General features: G+C 64.8%; 18 protein-coding genes and 3 rRNA genes. All 21 read left to right on the plus strand.

Annotated features, from left to right (window positions below; genetic code table 11):
* The first annotated feature begins 24 nt into the window (after window positions 1–24).
* Complete coding sequence (locus ABMA10_RS01020) at window positions 25–618, plus strand: TetR/AcrR family transcriptional regulator (protein ID WP_347867821.1); 594 nt, start codon at window positions 25–27, stop codon at window positions 616–618.
* A 76-nt stretch (window positions 619–694) separates the two neighbouring features.
* Entirely contained in the window at window positions 695–1528 is an 834-nt protein-coding gene (locus tag ABMA10_RS01025; RefSeq protein WP_347867820.1) for a helix-turn-helix domain-containing protein, read from the plus strand.
* Window positions 1529–1627: 99 nt separating this feature from the next.
* On the plus strand, window positions 1628–2449 hold the full coding sequence (locus tag ABMA10_RS01030) for an alpha/beta fold hydrolase (RefSeq protein ID WP_347867819.1): 822 nt from the start codon (window positions 1628–1630) through the stop codon (window positions 2447–2449).
* 45 nt (window positions 2450–2494) lie between these two features.
* Window positions 2495–3211, plus strand: coding sequence for an alpha/beta fold hydrolase (locus ABMA10_RS01035; RefSeq protein WP_347867818.1), 717 nt, complete (start codon window positions 2495–2497; stop codon window positions 3209–3211).
* Between the two features lie 117 nt (window positions 3212–3328).
* Window positions 3329–4303, plus strand: coding sequence for a metal ABC transporter solute-binding protein, Zn/Mn family (locus ABMA10_RS01040; protein ID WP_347867817.1), 975 nt, complete (start codon window positions 3329–3331; stop codon window positions 4301–4303).
* On the plus strand, window positions 4300–5157 hold the full coding sequence (locus tag ABMA10_RS01045; protein WP_347867816.1) for a metal ABC transporter ATP-binding protein: 858 nt from the start codon (window positions 4300–4302) through the stop codon (window positions 5155–5157). Before ABMA10_RS01040 ends, ABMA10_RS01045 begins: the two co-directional genes overlap by 4 nt.
* Window positions 5154–6053 (plus strand): metal ABC transporter permease, encoded by a 900-nt coding sequence (locus tag ABMA10_RS01050; RefSeq protein WP_347867815.1) that lies wholly within the window; start codon window positions 5154–5156, stop codon window positions 6051–6053. Before ABMA10_RS01045 ends, ABMA10_RS01050 begins: the two co-directional genes overlap by 4 nt.
* A gap of 92 nt (window positions 6054–6145) precedes the next feature.
* A complete protein-coding gene (locus ABMA10_RS01055) occupies window positions 6146–6547 on the plus strand; it encodes a Fur family transcriptional regulator (RefSeq protein WP_347867814.1) in 402 nt (133 codons plus the stop codon).
* Between the two features lie 7 nt (window positions 6548–6554).
* Window positions 6555–7643, plus strand: coding sequence for a permease (locus ABMA10_RS01060; RefSeq protein WP_414693647.1), 1089 nt, complete (start codon window positions 6555–6557; stop codon window positions 7641–7643).
* Window positions 7636–8451: a TIGR03943 family putative permease subunit gene (locus ABMA10_RS01065; protein ID WP_347867813.1), complete on the plus strand. Its 816-nt coding sequence runs from the start codon at window positions 7636–7638 to the stop codon at window positions 8449–8451. The genes ABMA10_RS01060 and ABMA10_RS01065 overlap by 8 nt, the downstream gene beginning before the upstream one ends.
* Window positions 8441–9898: a hypothetical protein gene (locus ABMA10_RS01070; protein WP_347867812.1), complete on the plus strand. Its 1458-nt coding sequence runs from the start codon at window positions 8441–8443 to the stop codon at window positions 9896–9898. The genes ABMA10_RS01065 and ABMA10_RS01070 overlap by 11 nt, the downstream gene beginning before the upstream one ends.
* 600 nt (window positions 9899–10498) lie before the next feature.
* A 16S ribosomal RNA gene (locus tag ABMA10_RS01075) occupies window positions 10499–12019 on the plus strand.
* 446 nt (window positions 12020–12465) lie between these two features.
* Window positions 12466–15582, plus strand: a 23S ribosomal RNA gene (locus ABMA10_RS01080).
* Window positions 15583–15726: 144 nt separating this feature from the next.
* A 5S ribosomal RNA gene (gene rrf / locus ABMA10_RS01085) occupies window positions 15727–15843 on the plus strand.
* Together the 16S, 23S and 5S rRNA genes form the textbook arrangement of a ribosomal RNA operon.
* Window positions 15844–16094: 251 nt before the next feature.
* Window positions 16095–16331 carry a 50S ribosomal protein L28 gene (rpmB, locus tag ABMA10_RS01090; protein ID WP_056010522.1) on the plus strand — a complete coding sequence of 79 codons (237 nt, stop codon included), beginning with the start codon at window positions 16095–16097 and terminating at the stop codon, window positions 16329–16331.
* The gene (rpmG, locus tag ABMA10_RS01095) at window positions 16331–16498 is read left to right on the plus strand and encodes a 50S ribosomal protein L33 (protein ID WP_056010525.1); all 168 of its coding nucleotides are present in this window, start codon (window positions 16331–16333) and stop codon (window positions 16496–16498) included. The genes rpmB and rpmG overlap by 1 nt, the downstream gene beginning before the upstream one ends.
* 2 nt (window positions 16499–16500) lie before the next feature.
* Window positions 16501–16806, plus strand: coding sequence for a 30S ribosomal protein S14 (gene rpsN / locus ABMA10_RS01100; RefSeq protein WP_347869940.1), 306 nt, complete (start codon window positions 16501–16503; stop codon window positions 16804–16806).
* Between the two features lie 165 nt (window positions 16807–16971).
* Entirely contained in the window at window positions 16972–18444 is a 1473-nt protein-coding gene (locus tag ABMA10_RS01105) for a DHA2 family efflux MFS transporter permease subunit (RefSeq protein WP_347869941.1), read from the plus strand.
* Window positions 18445–18647: 203 nt separating this feature from the next.
* Complete coding sequence (locus tag ABMA10_RS01110; RefSeq protein WP_347869942.1) at window positions 18648–18929, plus strand: HU family DNA-binding protein; 282 nt, start codon at window positions 18648–18650, stop codon at window positions 18927–18929.
* 126 nt (window positions 18930–19055) lie between these two features.
* Entirely contained in the window at window positions 19056–20225 is a 1170-nt protein-coding gene (locus ABMA10_RS01115; RefSeq protein WP_347869943.1) for an exonuclease SbcCD subunit D, read from the plus strand.
* The gene (locus ABMA10_RS01120; protein ID WP_431031108.1) at window positions 20225–23413 is read left to right on the plus strand and encodes an AAA family ATPase; all 3189 of its coding nucleotides are present in this window, start codon (window positions 20225–20227) and stop codon (window positions 23411–23413) included. The genes ABMA10_RS01115 and ABMA10_RS01120 overlap by 1 nt, the downstream gene beginning before the upstream one ends.
* Window positions 23414–23442: the final 29 nt, after the last annotated feature.

Raw genomic sequence — 23442 nt, forward strand, 5'->3', positions numbered from 1 at the left:
TCCGAGGGGGAGTAGCGTAGAAGGATGCCTAGGCCCCGCGCGTTCGACGAAGCGTCGCTGCTCGACGCCGCGATCGAGCTGTTCTGGGTCAGCGGGTACCGGGTGACGTCGCTGGCCGAGGTCTCGACGACGTCCGGAGTCACCAACGGCAGCCTGTATCAGGCATACGGCAGCAAGCGGGCGCTCTTCCTCGCGGCCTATCGTCGCTACTGCGAACGACGCGTGGCCACGGTGGCGGGGGTGTTCGTCGACGGGCGTGACGGGGTCGAGCAGACGGTGAACGCCTACTTCGAGGCGATCGTCGAAGAATGCCTGTCCTATCCCGACCGGCGCGGCTGTCTCATGCTGAACACCATCTCGGAGCTCGGCTCCGACGAGGAGGTCGGTCGGATCACGACGGCGACGATCGATGCCATGGAGGCGGCTGTGGGCGATGCCCTGCGCAGGGTGGCGCCCGCGTCATCGGATCCTGAGGTGATCGCGGTCTCGGCGGCGCAGACGGTCGCGCTGTCGCAGGCGCTCATCCACCTCTCGCGGGCGGGTCGCGATCGCGGGTCGTTGCGGCGCATCGGCGCCCAGGCGGCCACCTCCACCGGGCGGCTCCTCCTCGCTGCGTGAACGGCGCTTCCCGAACGTAGTGGAGCGGGTACTCTAGAACCCGTCCGGGTGGTCGACCTGGACGGAGAGGACACCGGTGACCGCGGGATCGATTGCCCTGGGCGCCTTCCTCCGCGCGCGACGCGATGTCTGCCAGCCGGAAGACGTCGGCATCATCAGCGACGCGGCCAGGCGCGTGGCCGGGCTGCGACGCGACGAGCTCGCGCAGCTTGCCGGGATCAGCGCGGAGTACTACGTCCGACTCGAGCAGGGGCGGGGTGGTCGCCCGTCCGATCAGGTGCTCACGGCGATCGCGCGCGCTCTGCGGCTCGACGCTGACGCGAAGCGGTACCTGTTCCGGCTGGCGAGCGGCGAGACGCACGATCGCGCCCAACCGGCTGCCGAATCGGCTGAGCGCATCGCACGCGTCCTCGCCCACCTGACGCATACGCCCGCCTACATCTCGGACAGCAATCGCGACATCGTCGCATCCAATCCTCTGGCGAGCGCGTTCGGTCACGGTGGTCTCGCCACGGGCTCGAACGTCGTGACCGACCTCTTCAACGAGCACATGAAGGTCGGCCTGGAGGACTGGGAGGAGATGACCCGCTCGACCGTGGCCGGACTGCGCCGCGACGCCGACCCGCGTTCGCCCCGGCTGGCCGAGCTCATCGAAGAACTCTCCGCGGACCCTGATTTCGTGCGCATCTGGGCCCGGTACGACGTGTCGGGTCCGGAGGACGCCCGCATCCGGATGCTCGTCGACGGCGTCGGAGCCATCGACATCGAGGTGCAGAACCTCGCCGTGCGCAGCATGCCCGGGCATGTGCTCACGGTGCTCTCCGCACCGGCGCAGAGCGTCACCGCCGCGGTCTTCGCGGGCCTGGCCGCGTCACTGGACGCTCCCGACCCCGCCGGGGTCGGGACCTGACCGCAGCTCCCGCATGGTGGTACAACGCGGGCCACGCGCGAACCCGCCGTCCGCTCCTACCGTGGTGGTGACCGTCCCGCGTCGACCCACAGGAGCGATATGCCGTACTTCACCACGTCCGATGGAACCGAGCTGTACTACACCGATCAGGGAGAGGGGCGACCGGTGCTGCTGAGCCACGGTTGGCCGCTGTCCTCCGACGCCTGGCAGGTCGAGATCAAGCTCCTCGCCGACAACGGCTACCGTGCGATCGCCCACGACCGCCGAGGGCACGGTCGTTCGTCGAAGACCTACGCCGGCAACGACATGGACACCTACGCGAAGGATCTCGCCGAGCTCGTCGACTTCCTGGACCTCACCGACCTGGTGCTCATCGGACACTCCACCGGTGGTGGCGAGGTCGTCCGGTACGCCGCCCAGCACGGTGTCGGGCGGGTCGCGAAGGTCATCACCGCCGGCGCGGTCCCACCGCAGATGGTCAAGACCCCGAGCAACCCGGAGGGCTTGCCGATCGAGGTGTTCGACGGAATCCGCGCCGGGGTGCTCGCTGACGCGTCGCAGTTCTACCAGGACCTCACCGAGGCGTTCTTCGGTGCCAACCGTGAGGGCTCCACCGTGTCGCAGGGCGCGAAGGACGATTTCTGGCGTCAGGGCATGCTCGTCAACCTTGCGGCGGCCTACGACTGCATCAAGGCGTTCTCCGAGACGGACTTCACGGACGACCTCACCGCACTGGATGTACCCGTCTTCATCGCGCACGGCGACGACGATCAGATCGTCCCCATCGGCGCGGCTGCGCTCAAGTCGGTCGAGCTCGTCGCGGACGCGACGCTGAAGGTCTACCCGGGTGCCCCACATGGGATCTCCGGCGAGTACCAGGCCGCACTCGACCAGGACATCCTCGCCTTCATCGCGAAATAGCCGCTCCCGCAGACGATCCGACCCATCATCCGAAAGCAGACCATCATGACCACCAGGCCCACCATCGTCCTCGTCCACGGCGCCTTCGCAGACGCCGCCAGCTGGGCGCCCGTCACCCTCACCCTGCTCGATCAGGGGTATACGGTGCACGTGCCGCCCGTCTTCAACCGCAGCCTGATCGGCGACTCGGCGTACATCCGTTCGTTCGTCGAGCAGATCGACGGCCCGGTCATCCTCGCCGGCCACTCCTATGGCGGAGCGGTCATCACCGTCGCGGGGGTCGCCGAGAACGTGATCGGGCTCGTCTACGTCGCCGGGTACGCCCTCGACGCCGATGAGAGCCTCGGTCAGCTGCAGGGCGGATTCCCGGACTCGCAACTCGCTGCGAACCTCGTCTACTCGCCCTATCCCATCGATGGCGCGGAGCCCGGCACGGACGTCTCGGTCGCCGTCGACGCCTTCGCCGAGGTGTTCGCCGCCGGAGTGCCGACCGACACTGCCCGGGTGTTCGCCGTCGGGCAGCGTCCGCTCGCGGCCAGTGCGTTCTCCGAGGCCGCGCCGGTCGCCGCGTGGAAGAGCAAGCCGTCCTGGGGCATCGTCTCGCGCGCCGACCACACCATCAACCCGGACGTGGAGCGCTTCGGCTATCAGCGCGCCGGCGTCCGGAAGGTGCTCGAGCTCGACGCGCCGCACCTCGTGATGCAGACCCACCCGGCAGAGGTGGCTGCGTTCATCACCGCCGCCATCGACGAGCTCGCCTGACACGAAGCACCGTCGAGCGGGTGAGGGGCTTGAGCGGTCCTTCACCCGCTCGATTTTGAGAATCAGTATCAATAGGCGTAGCGTGGGGCTTCTCATCCCGATCGAGAAGGTCCACCCATGCGCGCTCGCACCATGCTCCCGGCACTCGCCGTCCTCCCGGCCGTCGCCCTCGTCCTCGCCGGCTGCTCCGGAAGCGGGTCGACGGCGGCAGCAGACGACGGCACCATCCGCATCGTCGCCTCCACGAACGTCTACGGCGACATCGCCGCGGCGATCGGTGGCGACGACGTCGAGGTCACCTCGCTGATCACCTCGGCCGCACAGGACCCGCACTCCTACGAGGCGAGCGCCCAGGACCAGCTCGCGATCAAGAAGGCGGACGTCGTGATCGAGAACGGCGGCGGCTACGACCCGTTCATCGACACGCTCCTCGACGCTGCGAAGAACACCTCCGTCGAGGTCGTGAACGTCGTCGACCTGTCGGGTCTCGCACCCGAGGACGACCACTCCGCCGACGACCACACCGAGGACGCGCACTCGGACGATGACGGCCACGACCACATCGAAGGCTTCAACGAGCACGTCTGGTACAGCCTGCCCACGATGGCGAAGCTCGCCGACCAGCTGGCGGAGGAGCTCGGCGAACTCGACAGTGCCAACGCCGCGAGCTACACGGCCAACGCGAAGACCTTCACCGGCAAGCTCGCGACGATCGAGACGGCGCAGGCCGCGGTCAAGACCGCGCACGACGGCGAGGGCGTCGCCATCACCGAACCCGTCCCGCTGTACCTGCTCGAGGGCGCCGGCCTCGTGAACCGGACACCAGAGGCGTTCAGCGAGGCGATCGAAGAGGGGACCGACGTCTCACCCACCGTGCTGAAGGAGACCCTCGACCTCTTCGACGCGGGAACCGTCGCGCTGCTTGCCTACAATGAGCAGACGAGCGGCGCCGAGACCGAGCAGGTCAAGACCGCCGCAGAGAACGCAGGCGTGCCGGTGCTGTCATTCACCGAGACCCTCCCGGACGGCCAGGACTACCTCTCGTGGATGACCGAGAACGTCGACGCCGTGGCGGACGCGCTGGATCGATGACGAACGGGTTCACCGGTGGCTCCGGCCCCGTCGACGTCCTCTCGCTCGCCGGGGCCGAGCTCGGTTTCGGCGGTCGGACCCTGTGGGACGGCCTCGACCTCTCCATCCGTCCGGGCGAGTTCCTCGCCGTCCTTGGCCCGAACGGTTCCGGGAAGACCAGCCTGCTGAAGACCATCCTCGGGCAACAGCACCTCGATCGCGGAACGATCTCCATCGCGGGCGGGCCCGTGCACCGCGGTGACCGACGCATCGGCTACATCCCGCAGCAGAAGCTCATCCCTGCGGGGACGCCCATGCGCGGCCGCGATCTCGTGGCGCTCGGAGTCGACGGACATCGCTTCGGCCTCCCGTTCCGTTCGGCCGCGACGAAGCGCCGGGTCGACGAACTCATCGCCTCGGTCGGCGCGAGCGGGTACGCGGACGGCCCGGTCGGCACGCTCTCCGGCGGGGAGCAGCAACGGCTCCGCGTCGCCCAGGCGCTCGCCGACGACCCGATCCTGTTGCTCTGCGACGAGCCGCTGCTCAGCCTCGACCTGCAGCACCAGCGAGGCGTCAGCGAGCTCATCGACCAGCGCCGCCGCGAGCACGACACGGCCGTCGTCTTCGTGACGCACGATGTGAACCCCGTGCTGCCCATGGTCGATCGCATCCTGTACCTGGCCGGCGGCCGGTTCCGCGAGGGGACTCCCGACGAGGTCCTGCGGAGCGATGTGCTGTCCGAGCTCTACGGCACACCGGTCGACGTGCTCCGCAGCCACGGACGCGTGGTCGTCGTCGGCATCCCCGACAGTGAGACCCACCACCATCACCACGATGAGGATCCGCGCACCGGTGCCGTGGCGGTGAACTCGTGAACGGCGACGACCTGTGGGGCAGGCTCTTCAACTTCCAGGACTACGGCGCGCTGCTCGAGCTCGTCCAGAACTCGATCATCGCCGGCGCCGTCCTCGGCATCGTCGGCGGACTCATCGGGGTGTTCGTGATGCAACGCGACATGGCGTTCGCCGTGCACGGCATCAGTGAACTGTCCTTCGCCGGAGCTGCGGCAGCACTGCTCTTCGGGGCGAACGTGGTCGTCGGCTCGCTCGCGGGGTCGCTCGTCGCGGCGATCCTCATCGGTCTGCTCGGCTCGAGGGCCCGCGATCGGAACTCGATCATCGGCGTCCTCATGCCGTTCGGTCTCGGTCTCGGCATCCTCTTCCTGGCGCTGTATCCGGGCCGGAGCGCGAACAAGTTCGGGCTGCTGACCGGGCAGATCGTCTCCGTCGACGATCCGCAGCTCGGTCTGCTGATCGTCATCGGCATCGTCGTCCTCATCGCACTGCTCGTACTGTGGCGGCCGCTCAGCTTTGACAGCCTCGACCCGGACGTGGCAGCGGCCCGTGGCGTGCCGACGCGCTTCGTGTCGCTCGCGTTCATGGTGCTGCTCGGACTGACGGTCGCGGTCTCGGTGCAGATCATCGGTGCGCTCCTCGTCCTGGCATTGCTCGTGACGCCGGCGGCCGCAGCATTGCGGGTGTCCTCGTCACCTGTCCTCGTCCCCGTCCTGAGCATGCTGTTCGGCTTCGTCTCGGCGGTCGGCGGGATCCTCCTCGCGATCGGTGGTTCGTTGCCGATCAGCCCGTACATCACGACGATCTCGTTCCTGATCTACCTCGTCTGCCGCATCATCGGATCACGAGTCGGAACCCGACACCGCCGCGTGCGCTCCGGTGTCCGTCCCGCATCAGCCCTGGAGGCCGCCCGATGATCGCGAACCGGCCGTCCTCGGCGCCCACGACGGCTTCGGAGCGTCCTCGGAGCGGTTCCCGGGTACCCTTGAAGCGACAGGCAGGAGCACCCGTGGCGAAGCGAAACACCTGGCAGCGAGAGGCTGTCCGCGAAGCGCTCGGCACCAACGACGGCTTCATCAGCGCGCAGGGTCTGCACGCCGAACTGCGCGACACCGGGTCGCCGATCGGGCTGGCCACCGTGTACCGCGCGCTGTCCGATCTCGCGGTCGAGGGCGACGCCGACTCGCTGCAGTCCCCGGAGGGCGAGAACCTCTACCGGGCCTGCACACCGGGCACCCACCACCATCACCTCATCTGCCGCAACTGTGGCCTCACGATCGAGATCGAGGCGGACGAAGTCGAGGCCTGGGCGAGGTCTGTCGCGTCGCAGCACGGCTTCACCGAGGCGAAGCACGTGGTCGACGTCTTCGGTCTCTGTCAGAACTGCTCGGCGGCGGCCAAGCGTCCGTGAGCCGGGAGTGAGCAGATCCACCGGCGCCCTCGGCGTCGATGACGACTGGACCGCATCTGACGACGACGGTGCGGAGCACTGGGGACGCACGGAGGGCCGCGACCCACGGAACATCCGGACCCCGTTGCTCATCGGGGCGGCGCTGCTCGTGGTCGTCGGGTTGTTCGTGCTGCGGGCGGTCATGCCCCTCAGCGAGGCGCTCACCCCGCCGACCGCCCTCCGCGACTTCGTCACGCTCACCCTCAGTGTCGTCGTCGAGTCGCTGCCGTTCGTGGTGCTCGGAATCGTGCTCTCGATCCTCGTCCAGATCTGGTTGCCGGACGGCTGGCTCGAACGGTGGCTCCCGACGCAGCCGATCCTCCGTCGGGCATGCATCTCGCTGCTCGGGATGTTCCTGCCGGTGTGCGAGTGCGGCAACGTCCCGCTCGCCCGTGGACTCATCGTGCGCGGGTTCACGGTGCCCGAGTCGATCACCTTCCTCCTTGCCGCCCCGATCCTGAACCCGATCGTCATCGTCACGACGCACCAGGCCTTCGGCTGGGATGGCGGCATCCTCGTCGCCCGCCTCGTCGGCGGCTTCGTGCTCGCGAACCTCATCGGGTGGCTGTTCAGCAAGCACCCCGACCCGGCTTCGCTTCTGACGCCGAGCTTCCAGGCGAGCTGCGAGGTGACCGAGCAGCACGGGCATGCGCACACGCGGCTCGAGCGCAGCCTGCAGCAGTTCGTCGCCGAGGCGCGCGCGATCATGCCCGCGCTGCTCATCGGTTCCGCTGTGGCGGGCGCCGTCCAAGTGCTCGTGCCGAGGGAGGTGCTCGTCACGCTCGGTGCGAACCCGGTGTGGTCGGTGCTCGCGATGATGACGCTCGCCGTCATCGTCTCGATCTGCTCGAACGTCGACGCCTTCTTCGTGCTCTCGTTCGGCTCGACGTTCATGCCGGGCTCCATCGTCGCGTTCCTCGTGCTCGGCCCGGTCGTCGACGTCAAGATGCTCGCACTCATGCGGACGACCTACACGACGAAGACCCTTGTCATCATCACCGCGGTCGCCGTGCTGTTCTCGGCGGCCCTCGGATTCGGAGTGAACGCCCTTGCCTGATCAGACGACGCCGCCTGCGCCCGACGAGCACCTGTCGGTGTCCGCCCAAGTCGCGCATCGGGTGCCGCTGCTCGAGCGCCTCCGGCAACGGTGGTGGGGTGTGCTGTTGCTCGTCACCGCGGCGGTCTGCATCCTGTGGCTCGCGATGACGGACCGCCTCGGCCTGTACATCCACCCGCGGTACTTCGTCTTCACAGTGATCATGGCGCTGATCGCCGTTGCTCTCGGGATCGTGAGCGTCCTCGTGCACGTCGATGTCGAGGAGGCTCCGAAACGTCGTGGGCGCACGGTCCTGCAGCTCGCGTCCGTCGTCGGCAGTCTCGCGATCGTCGGCGCCATGGTGGTCCTCCCGCCGTCGACCCTGTCGGTCGCGACGGCGGACAATCGGCAGGTGAACTCCGGCAACCTGGGTGGGGAGATCCAGGGGCAGGACGCTCAGACGGTGCTCACGGCGAATCCCGACTTCGGCAGTTTCGGCATCAAGGACTGGGCGACGCTGCTCCGGCAGACGACTCGTCCGGCTGATCTGGAGGGTCGAGCCTTCACGGGGAGCGGCTTCGTGATCGCCGATCCGGACGACGCCGACGTGTTCTACGTCTCACGGTTCGTGGTGAACTGCTGCGCGGTCGACGCGCAGCCGGTCGGCGTCCCGATCCTGCTCGACGGTTGGGAGCAGGACCACGCACCCGGCGACTGGGTCGAGGTGTCCGGAACGCTGACGAGCGGCACCGCCGAACACCTTCCGCTCGTGGTCGGTACGCCGAAGGTGGCGGCGATCGAGGAGCCGACAGACCCATATGACTACTGATCTCCCGACGGGCGACGGGGTGGCACTCGACCGGCGGCGGGCGTTCGGGCGGGTGCTCGCGATCGTGCTCGTGGTACTCGTCGCCATAGGTGGTGGCGCTGCGCTGATCGGCCTGACGCAGGGCCCGAAGCTCGTGCGGACGGTCGTGGACCCCACCGGGCTCGTCGAGTCGTGGGGACAGCGTGTGGTGCTCGCCGTGAACCAGCCGATCGCCCCGTTGGACACCGCCGCGGTGTCGGTCGAACCATCCGCCGACTTCGAGCTCAGCGCCGCCGACGGCAACATCACCCTCACCTTCCCGCAGCCCCTCGCGTACGCGACGGAGTACCGGATCACCGTGGACGGGGTGAGGGCGCCGGGTGGTGGTCCGGCCGCGACGATCGCGACGGCGTTCTCCACACCGGCCGCCCAGGGGTTCTCCCTCGTCCGGAGTCCCGCACCCGACGGGGGCTCGGATGCGACGAAGCGTGACGATCGCATCGTCCGCCTCGCGCTCGACGGCGCGGATCCGGTCATCGCCTACGAAGCCCCGAAGATCCAGGAGTTCGCGACGGTCGGCGATCGTCTCATCGTGGTCGACCAAGAGGCAGGCGGCCTCAGTCGGATCGTGGTCGTGGACACCACCGACGGCAGCACCGAGGAGGTGGAGCTGCCGATGGGCGGCATGGTCACCTCACTGCAGACCGCGCCGGCGCAGAGCCGCGTCGGCTTCCTGTTCACGGAGCAGTCGTTCGGTCGGGATGGTGGCGACAACCTGACGCTCTACTCGTTCGAACTCCGCGACGGCGACGTGGCGGCGGCACCGGAGCGGGTGGGAGGTATCGACGGCGAACCAGTGCAGGCAGCGGAGTGGTCCTTCGTCCCGCGGACGGCGTCGATGCTCGTCCGGACGGTGGACAACTCGCTGGAGCTCCTCGACCCGTCAGCTGCGACACCTCCGGTGCTCCTCGGGCGGGCGTCGCTCATCTCGAGCTACATCCCCGGGACGACGAAGGTGGTCGTCGAACAGGTCGACGGCGTCGTCGTGCTCGACCTCGCCACGGGGGAGAGCGTGCCGTTCGTGCTGCCGTCCGTCGCGCCGACGGAGATCCCCGGTCAGCTGGTCGCGTTGTCCGACTCGCTGTCCGCCCGCATCTACGCCGACTACGACCGGGAAGCCGGCACCACGGAACAGCGCGTGCTCGCGATCAAGGACGGCGCGACCGCCGAGCTCTACACACCAGACGACGGTGCCGTCGTCTGGTCCCTGTGCGCGAGCCCGAACGCGGAGTACGTCGCAGTGGTCGTCATCCCCGACTTCGCCGACGCAGGGTTCGACGGATACGCGAATGCACCGATGCCGAACGCGCCGCGGATCGACGTCGTGGACGCGCGGACCGGAACGGTCGTCGGATCGCAGGCGGGTTTCGACCTGTCGTGGTGCGCCGGTACGGGCATCGCGCAGTGAGCGACTCCACGCCTCCTCGGGCACCCTCCGGCGAAAACCGCGTCTTTCCGGGCGACACGCCCGGGATGCACCCAGAATTTGCCACGATCCCGAGCCCCGCGTAGAGTAATCACTCGTCACCCCAAAGGTGCGGGAAGCGGAAGAGCTTCTCGGCCTCAAGCGGGGACAATCCCCAGCCAAAAGCGAGAACATTTCGATGTTACCGTTTCAAGTCTTGGTTGGATGACCTCCTCCTGGTGTCAATCGTGCTCGGCATGACTCTGTTCGCAGAGCGGCCGAAACGCCGATTTGACAACAAGCCAGGAAGTGGTAAGTTAGAGAAGTTACCCTGCAGGGCGGTCGTGATGGCCAAAGGCAGGAGCATCCGATCCTTGAGAACTCAACAGCGTGCACAATGTCAAATGCCAAAAACCTCGTGCTTGTGATGCCTTCCTTTTCGGTTGGTTGATCTTGCAGGAGATTCCTTTGGAATACATTTAAACAAAACAAAGCAAGTCAGTAATGATTTGTTCTGTCAGTTTCAAACTTGCAGCGTTTTCGCCTATTCCGGCGTTGCGTTGCGCGAAATGTGCCGGCCTTTCGGGGTCGTGCAATTCAACATTTACGGAGAGTTTGATCCTGGCTCAGGACGAACGCTGGCGGCGTGCTTAACACATGCAAGTCGAACGATGAAGCCCAGCTTGCTGGGTGGATTAGTGGCGAACGGGTGAGTAACACGTGAGTAACCTGCCCTTGACTCTGGGATAAGCGTTGGAAACGACGTCTAATACCGGATACGAGCTTCCACCGCATGGTGAGTTGCTGGAAAGAATTTTGGTCAAGGATGGACTCGCGGCCTATCAGCTAGTTGGTGAGGTAATGGCTCACCAAGGCGACGACGGGTAGCCGGCCTGAGAGGGTGACCGGCCACACTGGGACTGAGACACGGCCCAGACTCCTACGGGAGGCAGCAGTGGGGAATATTGCACAATGGGCGAAAGCCTGATGCAGCAACGCCGCGTGAGGGACGACGGCCTTCGGGTTGTAAACCTCTTTTAGCAGGGAAGAAGCGAAAGTGACGGTACCTGCAGAAAAAGCACCGGCTAACTACGTGCCAGCAGCCGCGGTAATACGTAGGGTGCAAGCGTTGTCCGGAATTATTGGGCGTAAAGAGCTCGTAGGCGGTTTGTCGCGTCTGCTGTGAAATCCCGAGGCTCAACCTCGGGTCTGCAGTGGGTACGGGCAGACTAGAGTGCGGTAGGGGAGATTGGAATTCCTGGTGTAGCGGTGGAATGCGCAGATATCAGGAGGAACACCGATGGCGAAGGCAGATCTCTGGGCCGTTACTGACGCTGAGGAGCGAAAGGGTGGGGAGCAAACAGGCTTAGATACCCTGGTAGTCCACCCCGTAAACGTTGGGCGCTAGATGTGGGGACCATTCCACGGTTTCCGTGTCGTAGCTAACGCATTAAGCGCCCCGCCTGGGGAGTACGGCCGCAAGGCTAAAACTCAAAGGAATTGACGGGGGCCCGCACAAGCGGCGGAGCATGCGGATTAATTCGATGCAACGCGAAGAACCTTACCAAGGCTTGACATATACGAGAACGGGCCAGAAATGGTCAACTCTTTGGACACTCGTAAACAGGTGGTGCATGGTTGTCGTCAGCTCGTGTCGTGAGATGTTGGGTTAAGTCCCGCAACGAGCGCAACCCTCGTTCTATGTTGCCAGCACGTAATGGTGGGAACTCATGGGATACTGCCGGGGTCAACTCGGAGGAAGGTGGGGACGACGTCAAATCATCATGCCCCTTATGTCTTGGGCTTCACGCATGCTACAATGGCCAGTACAAAGGGCTGCAATACCGTAAGGTGGAGCGAATCCCAAAAAGCTGGTCCCAGTTCGGATTGAGGTCTGCAACTCGACCTCATGAAGTCGGAGTCGCTAGTAATCGCAGATCAGCAACGCTGCGGTGAATACGTTCCCGGGCCTTGTACACACCGCCCGTCAAGTCATGAAAGTCGGTAACACCCGAAGCCAGTGGCCTAACCGCAAGGGAGGAGCTGTCTAAGGTGGGATTGGTAATTAGGACTAAGTCGTAACAAGGTAGCCGTACCGGAAGGTGCGGCTGGATCACCTCCTTTCTAAGGAGCATGTGCAGCTCTCCTCTGTATACAGGGAGATTCAAGCTGCCAAGTCACGCTGAGGCGAATGTTCTCAGGTGGCGCTCATGGGTGGAACATTGACATTGGCATCAGGTCGGAAGATTTGAACTCAGTACATCACTTTCGGGTGATCGGAACGGTTCGGGTTTCGAGGTCTGGTGCATGCACGCTGTTGGGTCCTGAGGGACCGGATCCGCATCTTCGGATGTGAGGACGAACCTCAGGGCCTGTTGTTGTTGGCATACATGGCCATCACGACAGGTACCGCCCGTACTTTGAGAACTACACAGTGGACGCGAGCATCTTAGATTCATGGCCCTTCGGGGTTGTGGATCACAAAGATCAAATGACACTCTTCGGAGTGTTATAGATCATTGGTCAATCTGCATCAAGTAATTGGTGTCGATCGATTCAAACTCATGTGATTTCAAATTTCTAAGAGCAAACGGTGGATGCCTTGGCATCTGGAGCCGAAGAAGGACGTAGTAATCTGCGATAAGCCTCGGGGAGTTGATAAACGAACTGTGATCCGAGGATTTCCGAATGGGGAAACCCCGCCAGGCCTTTTAAGTGACCTGGTGACTCCCGCCTGAATATATAGGGCGGGTAGAGGGAACGGGGGGAAGTGAAACATCTCAGTACCCCCAGGAAGAGAAAACAACAGTGATTCCGTCAGTAGTGGCGAGCGAAATCGGAAGAGGCTAAACCGGGCATGTGTGATAGCTATCAGGCGTTGCATGTCCGGGGTTGTGGGACTTCTCACTCCGAACTGATATTCGGGGAGCATTAGAACGTGGTATAGACGAATGGGATTGAAAGCCCAGCCAGAGACGGTGCCAGCCCGGTAGTCGAAATGCTGCAATCGTGCGAGAAGTATCCCAAGTAGCACGGGGCCCGAGAAATCCCGTGTGAATCTGTCAGGACCACCTGATAAGCCTAAATACTCCCAGATGACCGATAGCGGACAAGTACCGTGAGGGAAAGGTGAAAAGTACCCCGGGAGGGGAGTGAAATAGTACCTGAAACCGTTTGCTTACAAACCGTTGGAGCACCCTTGTAGGTGTGACAGCGTGCCTTTTGAAGAATGAGCCTGCGAGTTAGCGATATGTGGCGAGGTTAACCCGTGTGGGGTAGCCGTAGCGAAAGCGAGTCTGAATAGGGCGATTCAGTCGCATGTCCTAGACCCGAAGCGAAGTGATCTATCCATGGCCAGGTTGAAGCGACGGTAAGACGTCGTGGAGGACCGAACCCACTTAGGTTGAAAACTGAGGGGATGAGCTGTGGATAGGGGTGAAAGGCCAATCAAACTTCGTGATAGCTGGTTCTCTCCGAAATGCATTTAGGTGCAGCGTTGCGTGTTTCTTGCCGGAGGTAGAGCTACTGGATGGCCGATGGGGCCTAAAAGCTTACTGACGTCAGCCAAACTCCGAATGCCGGTAAGTGAGAGCGCAGCAGTGAGACGGTGGGGGATAAGCTTCATCGTCGAGAGGGAAACAACCCAGACCACCAACTAAGGTCCCAAAGCGCGTGCTAAGTGGGAAAGGATGTGGAGTTGCACAGACAACCAGGAGGTTGGCTTAGAAGCAGCCACCCTTGAAAGAGTGCGTAATAGCTCACTGGTCAAGTGATTCCGCGCCGACAATGTAACGGGGCTCAAGCACGCCACCGAAGTTGTGGCATTGATATTTTTGGTAGGCCTTCGTGGTCCAGCCGTATTGATGGGTAGGAGAGCGTCGTGTGGCGAGTGAAGCGGCGGTGTAAACCAGCCGTGGACGCTACACGAGTGAGAATGCAGGCATGAGTAGCGAAAGACATGTGAGAAACATGTCCTCCGAAAGACCAAGGGTTCCAGGGTCAAGCTAATCTTCCCTGGGTAAGTCGGGACCTAAGGCGAGGCCGACAGGCGTAGTCGATGGACAACGGGTTGATATTCCCGTACCCGCGAAGAACCGCCCAAGACAATCCAGTGGTGCTAAGAGTCCTAACCCGGACGACTGATTCCCTTCGGGGATGATGGGTCCGGTCTAACGCTCGACCCCATGCTGGTGCGTTTAGCGTATTAACAGGTGTGACGCAGGAAGGTAGCCTATGCCGGGCGATGGTTGTCCCGGTGTAAGTGCGTAGGCTGAGAGATAGGCAAATCCGTCTCTCGTGAAGGCTGAGACACGATACGGACCCGTAAGGGATAGTAGGTGATCCTATGCTGCCAAGAAAAGCATCGACGCGAGGTTCTAGTGGCCCGTACCCCAAACCGACTCAGGTGGTCAGGTAGAGAATACTAAGGAGATCGAGAGAATCGTGGTTAAGGAACTCGGCAAAATGCCCCCGTAACTTCGGGAGAAGGGGGGCCTGAGGCGTATTAGGACTTGCTCCGAAAGCGTTTGAAGGCCGCAGAGACCAGTGGGAAGCGACTGTTTACTAAAAACACAGGTCCGTGCCAAGTCGCAAGACGATGTATACGGACTGACGCCTGCCCGGTGCTGGAAGGTTAAGAGGAACGGTTAGCCGCAAGGCGAAGCTGAGAATTTAAGCCCCAGTAAACGGCGGTGGTAACTATAACCATCCTAAGGTAGCGAAATTCCTTGTCGGGTAAGTTCCGACCTGCACGAATGGCGTAACGACTTCCCAGCTGTCTCAACCGCGAACTCGGCGAAATTGCATTACGAGTAAAGATGCTCGTTACGCGCAGCAGGACGGAAAGACCCCGTGACCTTTACTACAGCTTGGTATTGGTGTTCGGTGTGGCTTGTGTAGGATAGGTGGGAGACTTTGAAGCTTGGACGCTAGTTCAGGTGGAGTCATTGTTGAAATACCACTCTGGTCACTCTGGATATCTAACTTCGAACCGTAATCCGGTTCAGGGACAGTGCCTGGTGGGTAGTTTAACTGGGGCGGTTGCCTCCCAAAAAGTAACGGAGGCGCCCAAAGGTTCCCTCAACCTGGTTGGCAATCAGGTGTCGAGTGTAAGTGCACAAGGGAGCTTGACTGTGAGACTGACAAGTCGAGCAGGGACGAAAGTCGGGACTAGTGATCCGGCAGTGGCTTGTGGAAGCGCTGTCGCTCAACGGATAAAAGGTACCTCGGGGATAACAGGCTGATCTTGCCCAAGAGTCCATATCGACGGCATGGTTTGGCACCTCGATGTCGGCTCGTCGCATCCTGGGGCTGGAGTAGGTCCCAAGGGTTGGGCTGTTCGCCCATTAAAGCGGTACGCGAGCTGGGTTTAGAACGTCGTGAGACAGTTCGGTCCCTATCCGCTGCGCGCGCAGGAAATTTGAAAGGATCTGACCCTAGTACGAGAGGACCGGGTTGGACGAACCTCTGGTGTGTCAGTTGTTCCGCCAGGAGCACCGCTGATTAGCTACGTTCGGGATGGATAACCGCTGAAAGCATCTAAGCGGGAAGCCGGCCTTAAGATGAGATTTCCATGCCTTCGGGCGAGAGGCTCCCAGCCAGACTACTGGGTTGATAGGCCGGATGTGGAAGAGAGGACGAAAGACTCTCGGAGCTGACCGGTACTAATAAGCCGATAATTTGATAACATATTCTTTGTTTGAATACGAAGATGCTACGCGTCCACTGAGTGGTTCTCGATGTACGGTCGAGAACCTGCAAACAACACCTTCGTTGTCTTACGACACACGACGTTGTTAGTTTGCTCGTTCACTTTGATACATCAATAGTGTTTCGGCGGCCATAGCGAGAGGGAAACGCCCGGTTACATTCCGAACCCGGAAGCTAAGACTCTTTGCGCCGATGGTACTGCAGGGGGGACCCTGTGGGAGAGTAGGACACCGCCGGACTTCTTCGTTGAAATGGCCACCCAAGATTCTTGGGTGGCCATTTTGCGTTAAGTCGACACACCGCACTGAGGCCGCACGAGTGCGGTGATTTGCAAAACGCCTGGTCAACGCGTAAGCTTGACCGTTGGTGTGGACGCTCCATGTCCACATCGTGATCACCTTCCCCCACCGCTTCGGCCGACGGGGATCGTGACGCCGACAAGAGATCTTGGGCAGGACAGTCGTCCTGCGGTAATGAAGGAGAAACTACTATGGCAGCAGTGTGCCAGGTGACTGGAGCCGTTCCCGGCTTCGGACACAACATTTCGCACTCGCACCGTCGCACGAAGCGCCGCTTCGACCCGAACGTGCAGAAGAAGACGTACTACGTCCCCTCGCTGCGTCGTAACGTCACCCTCAAGGTGTCCGCCAAGGGCATCAAGGTGATCGACGCACGTGGCATCGAATCCGTGGTCAAGGACATTCTCGCTCGTGGGGTGAAGATCTAATGGCAAAGCAGCAGGACGTACGTCCAATCATCAAGCTCCGTTCGACGGCCGGTACCGGTTACACGTACGTGACCAAGAAGAACCGTCGCAACAACCCAGACCGTCTCGTGCTGAAGAAGTACGACCCCGTAGTGCGCAAGCACGTTGAATTCCGAGAGGAGCGCTAAACATGGCTAAGAAGAGCAAGATCGCCCGCAACGAGCAGCGCAAGGTTATCGTCGACCGCTACGCCACGAAGCGCGCCGAGCTGAAGAAGGCCCTCGTCGACCCCGCCGGGACCGACGAGTCGCGTGAAGCAGCTCGCCTCGGCCTGCAGAAGCTCCCCCGCAACGCATCGCCGGTTCGCCTCCGCAACCGCGACGCGATCGACGGACGCCCGCGAGGCCACCTCTCCAAGTTCGGCATCAGCCGTGTCCGCTTCCGCGACATGGCGCACAAGGGCGAGCTGCCCGGCGTGCGCAAGTCCAGCTGGTAGTCACACTCCGCTGGCAGGGCCTCACCGCCCGCTGACACAGCAGTGCAACATCGGAAGGGCCGTCCGCATCGCGGGCGGCCCTTTCGCGTTTGCGGGCAGAGCTGCGAGGATCGGATACGTCGCCCGGTCCACCGTGCGGAAGAACCATTCCGCCCGAGACAGGCCATGACGCCCGAGACGGGCCTTTCCGCCCGGTACGGGCACTTCCCGCCGCGACCGGGCCTTCACCCGAGACAGGAGACGCCCCTGGACGTCCGCACGCAACGCGCCATCGCCCTGCTCGTCGCCGGGTGCTTCTTCATGGAGAACCTCGACGGCACGATCCTCACGACGGCCGCTCCGAGCATCGCCCGCGATCTCGGCACCTCGTCCACAGCCGTGGGCCTCGCCGTGACAGCGTTCCTCCTCACCGTCGCCGTCTTGATCCCGGTCAGCGGCTGGCTCACCGACCGCTTCGGTGCCAAACGGATCTTCGCGACCGCCATCGCGATCTTCACGATCGCCTCCATCCTGTGTGCCCTGAGCTCGAGCCTCCCGATGCTCGTCGGCTTCCGTGTCCTGCAGGGCGTCGGCGGTGCGCTCATGGTCCCGGTGGGACGACTGGCCGTCCTCCGCGTTACTCCGAAGGAGCGACTGATCCAGGCCATCGCGCTCCTGACCTGGCCGGCGTTGGCGGCGCCCATCATCGCACCGTTCCTGGGCGGCGTCATCACCCAATACGCCTCCTGGCACTGGATCTTCCTCATCAACGTGCCCGTCGGGATCGTCGCCTTCATCGTCGCCGTGCGCATCGTCCCGGATTTCACGGCCGACGACGTCCCGCCCCTCGACTGGTTGGGACTCTCGCTCAGCGGCGTCGGCCTGGCCTCCCTGCTCGTCGCAGCGTCGCTCGTCTCCGGAATCGGTTTCGACGCGTTCTGGTTCACCACCTCGCTCATCGTCGGTGTGGCGCTCCTCGGCGCTGCAGTCAGGCACCTGTTGCGCGCGGAACACCCCTTCGTGGACCTCCGTGCGCTGCGTGTGGAGACGTTCCGGCTCGCGAACGCCGGAGGTTCGGTCTACCGCCTGACCATCAGCGCCGTTCCGTTCCTGCTGCCCCTCCTGTTCCAGGACGCCTTCGGGTGGACGCCCGTCCAGGCCGGTTCGATGGTGCTGTTCCTGTTCGCCGGCAACCTCGCGATCAAGCCGGCGACGACCTGGATGCTGCGTCGGTTCGGCTTCCGGCTCGTCCTCGTCGGCTCCAACGTCATCGGGGTCCTCTGCATGGTGGCGATGGCGTTCCTGACGTCTGACACCTCGATCGTCGTGATGGCAGCACTGCTGTTCCTGAGCGGCGTCGCCCGATCCATCGGATTCACCGCCTACAACACGATCACCTTCGCGGACATCGAACCGCCCGACATGAGCCGGGCGAACACACTGAACTCGACGCTGCAACAGGTCGCCAGCGGGTTCGGGGTCGCCATCGGAGCGATCCTCCTCTCGACGGGGTTCTCGCTCGAGGACGGCTTCGACGGCGGCCTCCTGCTGCCCTACCAGTTCGCCTTCCTCGCGATCGCCGTCCTGACGCTGTTCCCCACGATCGAGGCGTGGTTGCTCTCGCGGGCGGCCGGGCACAGCGTCATCGGTGCCCGCTGAGACGTCACCCGACCCGGTCCTAGCTGGGAAAGGGCCGACACGCTGGGCTGATTGTCCGCGAACAGCGGACAAATCCGCGAAATCTCGCGGATTGCTGCTACATTCGAGGCGGTCACACAGACCAGTTGGTGCCGTAACAGCGACACCTTCGATACCAACAGATCAGCTGTACGTTGCAGCAACGTCCGAGGAGGACCCTCACAATGGCAAATTTGAACAAGACCGAGCTCGTCGCCGCCATCGCCGCTTCGACCGGCCAGAGCCAGGCGACCGTCGGCAGCGTTGTCGACGCGCTGTTCTCGACCGTCGCTGAGACCGTCGCCACGGGCGGCAAGGTCTCGATCCCGGGTTGGATCGCGTTCGAGCAGACCGACACCGCAGCTCGCACGGGCCGCAACCCGCAGACCGGCGCCGAGATCCAGATCCCGGCCGGCAAGCGCGTCAAGGTCACCGCTGGCTCGAAGCTCAAGGCTTCCGTCAAGTAGTTCCTCACGGACCTCGGTCCGTACGGTTCCGGCCTCGCGGCTGGTCCGAACCCTGCAGGGCGTCGCGATCGCGACGCCCTGCAGTCGTTTCCGAGCATGTCGGCGGCTCCGCCTAGCATTGCTCTCATGCGGATCCTCCACACCTCTGACTGGCACCTCGGCCGGTCATTGCACGGCGTGGACCTGCTCCCGCATCAGCGGACGTTCATGGAACACCTCGAGCAGCTCGTGGACGAACACGATGTCGATGTCGTCGTGGTCGCGGGGGACGTCTACGATCGGGCGATCCCACCGGTCGAGGCCGTGACGCTGCTCTCAGAATCGCTCAGCCGTCTCGCCGCCCGCACACGCGTCATCCTCGCGCCTGGCAACCACGACTCAGCCATCCGACTCGGCTTCGGCGCCGCCATGCTGCGCGAGGGCATCGACATCCGTGCCGATGTCGGCGCTGTGGGCGAGCCCGTCATGATCGACGACGAACACGGACCCGTCGCGTTCTACCCGTTGCCCTACCTCGATCCCGACACGGCCAGGGGCCAGCTCGGTTCCGAAGACGCACCCCTCGCGCGTTCGCACGCAGCGGTGATGAGCGCTGCGCTTGGCCTGGTGCGCGCAGACCTCGCGCGGCGACGCGAACAGGGGCCGGTCCGTTCGATCGTCGCTGCGCACGCCTTCGTCGTCGGCGGGGCCGCGAGCGACAGCGAACGCGACATCCGCATCGGCGGGGTCGACGCCGTCCCGTCGCAGTTGTTCGACGGTTTCGACTACGTCGCGCTCGGGCACCTGCACGGAGCGCAGCGCATCGGCACGACGACCGGGCCGGATCGCATGCGCTACTCGGGTTCGCCACTCGCCTACTCGTTCTCCGAACGGAACCAGGTGAAGTCGAGTGTGCTGGTCGAGCTGGACGCGGACGGTTCGGTGCAGCTCGAGCTGCTGCCCGCACCCGTGCCGCGCCGCCTCGTCGACGTGTCCGGCACGCTCGAACAGCTGCTCGGTCCGGCTGGTGACGACGCGAGCTCCGCATGGGTGCGCGCGACAGTGACGGACGACGTCCGCCCACCCGAGCTCTACGCGACGCTGTCTCGCCGGTTCCCGCATCTGCTCGTGTGGTCGCACGCGCCGGCGAACCGCTCGGACGACTCCAGGGCCGCGGCGGTCACGGCGGTCTCCGACCCGGTCGAGGTGTCCTCCGAGTTCGTCGAATACGCGACGGGCGCGTCGGCCACGCCCCGCGAGCGTGAGCTCATCGCCGCCGCGAACGAGGCCGCCCTCTCCGCAGAGGTGAGCGCCTGATGCGACTGCACCGACTCACGCTCCAGGCGATCGGCCCGTACGCGGGCGAGCACACGATCGACTTCGTGGAGCTCGGCCGTGCGGGGCTCTTCCTGCTGGAAGGCCCCACGGGTGCCGGCAAGTCCACGATCATCGACGCCATCGTGTTCGGGCTGTACGGAGAACTCGCCGGGACCGGCGCGAGCAAGGATCGACTGCACTCGCACCACGCCGAGCCCGGTGTCGAGCCGTTCGTGGAGCTGGTGTTCGAAACCGGCTCCGGGGTCTACCGGGTCCGTCGGACACCCGCCTATCAGCGGCCGAAGCAGCGCGGTGACGGCTTCACCCCGCAGCAGGCGAGCGCGACGCTGGTCCGGTTGACGGATCCCGATGCGACCGCCGGCGAGACGATGTCGACCCGCGCCCAGGAGGTCGGTCCGGAGATCAGCCGCATCGTCGGTCTCACTCGCGAGCAGTTCGTCCAGACCATCGTGCTGCCGCAGGGCGAGTTCGCGAAGTTCCTCTCGTCCGACGGTGAGGAGCGCAGCAAGCTGCTGCGCTCGCTGTTCGGCACGGAGCACTACGAACGACTCGCGGCGCATCTCGTCGAGCAGCGACGACAGGCGCATCGCGACGTCGCGGACGCCCAAGAGGCGCTCGGTCGCGCGATCGCCAGGTTCTCGGGCGCGGCGGAACTCGGCGATGCGGCGGCGGATGCTCCATCGCAGATCGATCCGGCCGCCACCGACGGTCCACCCACGGAACCGACGACCGAGCGGGTCACGGGTGGCAGTAGCGACCGCGCCGCCCTGACGGTTCCACTCGAACCCGGATCCGAGACCCTGCTCGAGGACGCCTCTCAGATCGTCGCGGCCCTCGGGCGCATCGCCACCGCCGATGCCGCTGATGCCGACACGAGACGGACGGCCCTCGAACTGGCACGCCGAGAGCACGCCGCTGCGACGACGCTGCATGGACTGCTCCAGCGCCGTGCGGAACTCATCATCGAGCGCGAACTCCTGTCCGTCGACGACGAGCCGGTCGCGCAGCTGGCGAAACGCCTCGCCGCCGCCGTGCGCGCCGACACCGTCGCTTCGGCGCTCGCGGGATCGAACGCCGCCGCCGAAGCGCTGGAGGAAGCCGTCCGCGCCCTCGAACTCCTGAGCACGCACACCTCGGAGTCCGTCGTCGGCCTCGACGATCCTGCGCTGGCTGCGCGTCGGGAGGCGATCACCCTCGAGCGCGCGGGGATGGCGGGCATCCTGGCGCTGGAGGCGGCCGACACCGGACGCGAGACCGCGCTCGCGCTGCTCGTCGACGAGATCGCCGACGTGGAGACGGCGCTCGGCGCGCTCGCTGGCGCACAGGAGCGTCGGGAATCGAGACGCATCGAACTCGGTGACAGCCCCGAGGTCCTGGAGCGCGCGAACCTGGAGGTGGCGCGTGCCCAACGGCTCGTCGAGCAGGCGACGGAGCTGCGCACCGTGCTGGATCGCATCGAGCGCGCTGACGGACGCCTGGAGCGGACGACGACGGCCGTCGCCGCGGCCGTCGTGGCCGCCAAGACGGCCATCGAGGCCGAGACGACCCTCCGACTGCGCCGGATCGACGGCATGGCGGGCGAGCTCGCCGCCGAGCTGGTCGACGAGGAGCCCTGCAGCGTGTGCGGCTCGCTCACACACCCTGCTCCGGCCCCCCTTGCGCTCGACCACCCGGATGCCGACGCCGTGGAGGCGGCATCCTCCGCCCGGGTCGACGCAGAAGCCGCGCTGCAGGCCGCACAGGGAGCCCGCGACACGGCCCGCGCGGAGTACCGACAACTCGTCGAGCGGTTCGCTGAGGCTCGCGACACGGAACCGCGAGAGGACCCGGCAGACGGCTCGGATTCCGAGGAGACGCGTGCCATCACCGTCCGCGACTTCGACCTGGCCGAGGCGCGAGCGGAGATCACTGAGCTGACCGAGACCGCCGAAGCCCGGCGTCGAGACGCGGCAACCGCCGCCGAGGCTGCCGACGCCGCCGTCTCCGAGGCACGCCGCCTCGCCGACGACCACCTGGCAGCGGTGGTCGAACACTCCCGGCTCACCGTGCAGCGGGCGACGCTCGTCGAGCGCGCGGAGGCCGCCCGCTCGACCCATGAGCGTGCCCGTGCCGACGTCCGAAGAGCACTCGGAGACCGTGCAGCCTCGCTTGCAGAGCTCGACGCCCTCCTCTCGGCCGAACTCGCGGAACTGGTCGCGCTCGCCGGGGCCAGGGCAGCGCTCGTCGACAGCCGTCGCCAGGACAGCGCGCGGGCCGAGGAACTGCGCCAAGCGCTCGCTCGCGCGGAGTTCGCCGACCAGGCCGAGGCGGTCGCAGCGGCGATGCACGGCGCGGAGCGGGCGAACGCCGAGGCGCGCGTCGAAGACCACCGCCGGAAGACCACCGCGAACGCCCTCGCCCTGGCGACGGCACCGATCGCCGCGCTCACCGGCACCGAGACGCCAGACCTCGAAGCGACGTCCGCCCGGCTCGAGGCCGCTGAGAGCGCCGCATCGGTGGCGACCTCTGCAGCAGCGGTCTCGGGCAGACGCGCCCGCAACGCCGAGAACGCAGCCGATGCGCTCGCCGGAGCCATCGCCGCAGATGCCGACACCGTCCGTGAGGCCGCCGCCGTCATCCGGCTCGCCGACGTGGTGTCCGCGACCGGCGGCGAGAACACGACTCGTGTGACGCTCGGCACCTACGTGTTGTTGCGCCGGTTCGAGGACGTCGTCGCTGCGGCGAACGCCCGGCTCGAATCGATGTCCGGCGGCCGGTACGAACTCGTCCGCAGCGACACGAAAGAGGGTCCGTCCCGCAGTCAGCGTGTGGGGCTCTCCCTCACCGTGCACGACCATCGGACGGATCGCCGACGCGACCCGAAGTCTCTGTCCGGTGGCGAGACCTTCTATGCCTCGCTCTGTCTCGCGCTCGGCTTGGCCGACGTCGTCACCGGTGAGGCCGGAGGTGTCGAGCTCGGCACGCTGTTCGTGGACGAAGGGTTCGGGAGCCTCGATCCCGAGACGCTCGACACCGTGATGGCCGAGCTGGGTCGACTCTCGGCCGGCGGCCGCGTGGTGGGCGTCGTGAGCCACGTCGAAGAGATGAAGCAGCGGATCGGCGAACGCATCGAGGTGCGTCGGCTCGAGGATGGTTCCTCGACGATGCTCGTCCGAGCGTCAGCGTAGGTCGCTCGCCGGGTGTGTCCGAACGGCCC

The organism is Plantibacter sp. RU18, from assembly GCF_050613355.1.
Lineage (GTDB): Bacteria > Actinomycetota > Actinomycetes > Actinomycetales > Microbacteriaceae > Plantibacter.

What these genes read in the sequence shown, in the direction of transcription:
- ABMA10_RS01020 (WP_347867821.1), top strand. Translation starts at nt 25, where the DNA reads ATGCCTAGGCCCCGCGCGTTCGACGAAGCGTCGCTGCTCGACGCCGCG.
- ABMA10_RS01030 (WP_347867819.1), top strand. Translation starts at nt 1,628, where the DNA reads ATGCCGTACTTCACCACGTCCGATGGAACCGAGCTGTACTACACCGAT.
- ABMA10_RS01035 (WP_347867818.1), top strand. Translation starts at nt 2,495, where the DNA reads ATGACCACCAGGCCCACCATCGTCCTCGTCCACGGCGCCTTCGCAGAC.
- ABMA10_RS01040 (WP_347867817.1), top strand. Translation starts at nt 3,329, where the DNA reads ATGCGCGCTCGCACCATGCTCCCGGCACTCGCCGTCCTCCCGGCCGTC.
- ABMA10_RS01045 (WP_347867816.1), top strand. Translation starts at nt 4,300, where the DNA reads ATGACGAACGGGTTCACCGGTGGCTCCGGCCCCGTCGACGTCCTCTCG.
- ABMA10_RS01070 (WP_347867812.1), top strand. Translation starts at nt 8,441, where the DNA reads ATGACTACTGATCTCCCGACGGGCGACGGGGTGGCACTCGACCGGCGG.
- rpmB (WP_056010522.1), top strand. Translation starts at nt 16,095, where the DNA reads ATGGCAGCAGTGTGCCAGGTGACTGGAGCCGTTCCCGGCTTCGGACAC.
- rpmG (WP_056010525.1), top strand. Translation starts at nt 16,331, where the DNA reads ATGGCAAAGCAGCAGGACGTACGTCCAATCATCAAGCTCCGTTCGACG.
- rpsN (WP_347869940.1), top strand. Translation starts at nt 16,501, where the DNA reads ATGGCTAAGAAGAGCAAGATCGCCCGCAACGAGCAGCGCAAGGTTATC.
- ABMA10_RS01105 (WP_347869941.1), top strand. Translation starts at nt 16,972, where the DNA reads ATGACGCCCGAGACGGGCCTTTCCGCCCGGTACGGGCACTTCCCGCCG.
- ABMA10_RS01110 (WP_347869942.1), top strand. Translation starts at nt 18,648, where the DNA reads ATGGCAAATTTGAACAAGACCGAGCTCGTCGCCGCCATCGCCGCTTCG.
- ABMA10_RS01115 (WP_347869943.1), top strand. Translation starts at nt 19,056, where the DNA reads ATGCGGATCCTCCACACCTCTGACTGGCACCTCGGCCGGTCATTGCAC.
- ABMA10_RS01120 (WP_431031108.1), top strand. Translation starts at nt 20,225, where the DNA reads ATGCGACTGCACCGACTCACGCTCCAGGCGATCGGCCCGTACGCGGGC.